The organism is Nostoc sp. CHAB 5715 (genome assembly GCF_020829685.1).
Taxonomy (GTDB): domain Bacteria; phylum Cyanobacteriota; class Cyanobacteriia; order Cyanobacteriales; family Nostocaceae; genus Nostoc.
Genome location: NZ_JAIVFR010000902.1, coordinates 1 through 3,069, shown reverse-complemented (window position 1 = coordinate 3,069; position 3,069 = coordinate 1). Strand labels below are relative to the sequence as shown.

Annotated in this window: 3 protein-coding genes; 1 reads left to right on the top strand and 2 read right to left on the bottom strand. The window is 41.7% G+C overall.

Going from position 1 to position 3,069, the window contains the following annotated elements:
- Nucleotides 1-418: 418 nt before the first annotated feature.
- The gene (locus tag LC574_RS33405) at nucleotides 419-1,051 is read left to right on the top strand and encodes a hypothetical protein (protein WP_229457875.1); all 633 of its coding nucleotides are present in this window, start codon (nucleotides 419-421) and stop codon (nucleotides 1,049-1,051) included.
- A gap of 667 nt (nucleotides 1,052-1,718) precedes the next feature.
- Here LC574_RS33405 and LC574_RS33400 read toward each other — a convergent pair.
- Complete coding sequence (locus LC574_RS33400) at nucleotides 1,719-1,979, bottom strand: hypothetical protein (protein ID WP_229457874.1); 261 nt, start codon at nucleotides 1,977-1,979, stop codon at nucleotides 1,719-1,721.
- Between the two features lie 117 nt (nucleotides 1,980-2,096).
- Nucleotides 2,097-2,780 carry an iron-sulfur cluster biosynthesis transcriptional regulator SufR gene (sufR, locus tag LC574_RS33395; protein ID WP_229457873.1) on the bottom strand — a complete coding sequence of 228 codons (684 nt, stop codon included), beginning with the start codon at nucleotides 2,778-2,780 and terminating at the stop codon, nucleotides 2,097-2,099.
- Nucleotides 2,781-3,069: the final 289 nt, after the last annotated feature.

The window sequence follows — 3,069 nt, the reverse complement described above, 5'->3', positions numbered from 1 at the left end:
GGCACAATCAATATTGACCAGTCAGGAGTTCTTTTGCTGATTACTGCCACAGGTACTGCTGTGAGGATGCGTTAATTTTTGATTATCCTTACTTTTGACAATCGTTACAAAGTTTTGTCTTAAGTCTAATTGCCTACACAATTAAAGCTGGGGTTTCATAAAACTTAATAATTAATTGTGTTTTAATTTAAAAATTTTAATGTTTAAAATTTATTTTCTGAAAAGTTATTTAGATACTAATAAATACTAAATTGTATTAAAATTTGTTAAAAAAATGTTTTTTTCTCACTAAAGATATACCTATCAACTCTTTCTATTGATAGATATAAAAACAGATGATTTAGTTATTTAATTTTAAGCATAAACATAAATATACCTGAGATAAAGGTTGCTGAAACAGCACTGGAGAACATAAGCTATGTCATACGTAAATCGCACAGGTAATGACGTTATTCCTACTGAGTCTGTGGTAGCAGGCCGAGTAAGTGAATATCATGATCTTGTTCGCTGGGGGCCGATTATTTCTGGTTTGTTGGTTGCTTTAGCCACTCAATTAATTTTGAGTGCTATAATTGGTGCGTTTGCGGCAGGCACAGTTGAAGGTTCAGGTGCACCCAGAACAATTGCCCCTAACGCTGCGGGTAATGCGGGGCTTTGGTCAACTATCGCTTTACTAATTTCCCTATTTACTGGTGGTTGGGTTACAGCCCGTGCTTGTGGGCCGATGAACCGCAATACAGCTCTTCTTAACGGCGCAATTCTTTGGGCAACGACTTTGGCAGTTAGCTCATGGCTGTTAGCAAATGGAGTATCTGGTGCTTTTGGTGTTGCTGCTTCTAACGCTGGGGAAGTCATAAACCAGGTACAACAGCAAGGTGGTGTTAATGTACCACAGGCAAACATAACTGCCCAACAAACTCGTGATGCAGCAGCTAATTTACGTTCGGGATTGTGGTGGTTTGTGTTTGGTTCTTTGTTGGGTTTAATAGCCTCAATGATTGGAGCCGCAACTGGAGCTCGTAGTCCTCGCGCTAACAATTACAATGCTTAAATAATTGATTGATAAACAAAATATTATCAACTTTAAAAGCACCTTTTTCAAGGTGCTTTTTGTTTATAGCGGTTCCCACATAGGTAACAATACGCTTGGGTTAAGGATTTTTGGTATTGATTTTAGGTATGTAGAGACGTTGCAATGCAACGTCTCTACTTTAAGTACAAGAAAGAAGAACGAACCGCATTCGCGCAGCGTCTCGTTAGAGAAGGACGCATTCGCGCAGCGTCTCGAAGAGAAGGACACAAAGAAAGAAAGAAGTTAAAAGGGTTTGGCGCAGCCTCACAAATAAATGGTTTGAAGAAGAATTCAGGAGCGGAGCCGGAGACGCTCCGCCTCCGGTCAGAATCAATACTTCGGCTACGCGAAGTTTCCATCAGTCGGGGATTCAGACCGGCGCAGGTCTTGTTGACCACCAAATCTACGATTTGGTGGGGGTTTTAAACCCGGTTATTCATCCGCTTTTTCGGTCAAAATTCCCAACTGAATTCTGACGACTGACGCATGTATTCTGTTCGATAAAGTACAGAAAAAATAATTAATTACATATAAACACAGTTATTCGCAGGGACACGGCATTGCCGTGTGCCTCATTTAAATGAAAGTTTTTTAGAAGCGGGATATTCTGTATGGCTATTTTTTAAAAGTCAATGAAATGCAAACTTTACCATTTCAGGTATGAACCTTCAATGCCTTGTTCACGTCGAATTTTGCCATCTTTTTCAAACCAGGCAATTATTTGCTGGGCTGTCAAATCTTCAATAGCAACACCGTACTCTTGAGCGATATGCTTCAAAAGCTTAAGTGATGAAATTGTCAATCTTGTTAAAAACTTTTCTGAGGAAGACAATAAAGCCGCGTCTACTTTTGCTGACTCTTCCAGGGTTAAAAATTGTGTTGATGGTTGCTGTGGTGGTACATCCATAAATTTAGTTGGGCATTGGGATGAGGGAGATGAGGGAGATGAGGGAGATGAGGAGGATGAGGGTGATGGGAATAATTAATAACTAGTGACTAATGACTAATGACTAATGACTAATGACTAATGACGAATTTGTACCAAATAGCCACAACGATGTTCGCCATCAATAATCCAGTGGGTGCGTTCTACGGTACAATCTGGTAAGACGGCTGCAAACATTTCTAATTCGTGACCACAGATGCTGGGGAAAGACTCGGCAACGTTGGAAATGGCGCAGTTATGCTCCATTAAGATAAAGCGATCGCTCTTCACACAGTCACTCACATCAACAGGGTGATACTCCGCCATAAAGCCTTCAGCTTTTCTCAACTCTACTAAGTTGGCTACACGTTCTAGCAATGAACCGTTACCCACGCGATCGCGATATTCTTGAGCTTTGCGCTGCCACTGTTTCTCTAAAATCGATTTAAATTGGTCGTGTCCTACCGTTTCGGCTAAGGTGTCTAGCAACGAAACCGCAAAATTTCCGTGGCCATCTCCAAAGCGATCGCTCATTGTTCGATGCAAGCGATCGCGTCCCTGACGACTCAGCTGATAAAGATGCTGCGGCCGCCCCATCCCCGCCGCCTGTACTGATGTCGCATACAAAACTAGCTCCTCCGTCTCCAAATCTTTGAGATGGCGACGAATCGCTTGAGGGGTAACATCTAAAACTTCAGCTAGCTCCAAAGCCGTTGCTTTTTGGTGTTTGTGGAGATATTCTAGGATATCTTGCTTGGTTGAGGACTGGTGGGTAGTCGCCATCTTATGGTTGGTGCAAGACGTTCAGCGAACGTCCCAAAAATTTATTTGAAAATTTGACTTTGACAACATTGTTGTTGTTAATTTAGCGTAAAATGAAGATAGATTAAACAACAAAGCTGTTGTTTTACTCTCCACCACTATTCTAGCAGCCGTGTAACCATTCCGTAACGGGAGATGGGAATCGGTTAGCCGCAATCCGCCTCCCATCCTAAAAGAGTTCAGAACACGAGAGATTATTACTGATGAGTGCCACTGTCAAAACCTTAGTCAACCAACCCTACAAGTACGG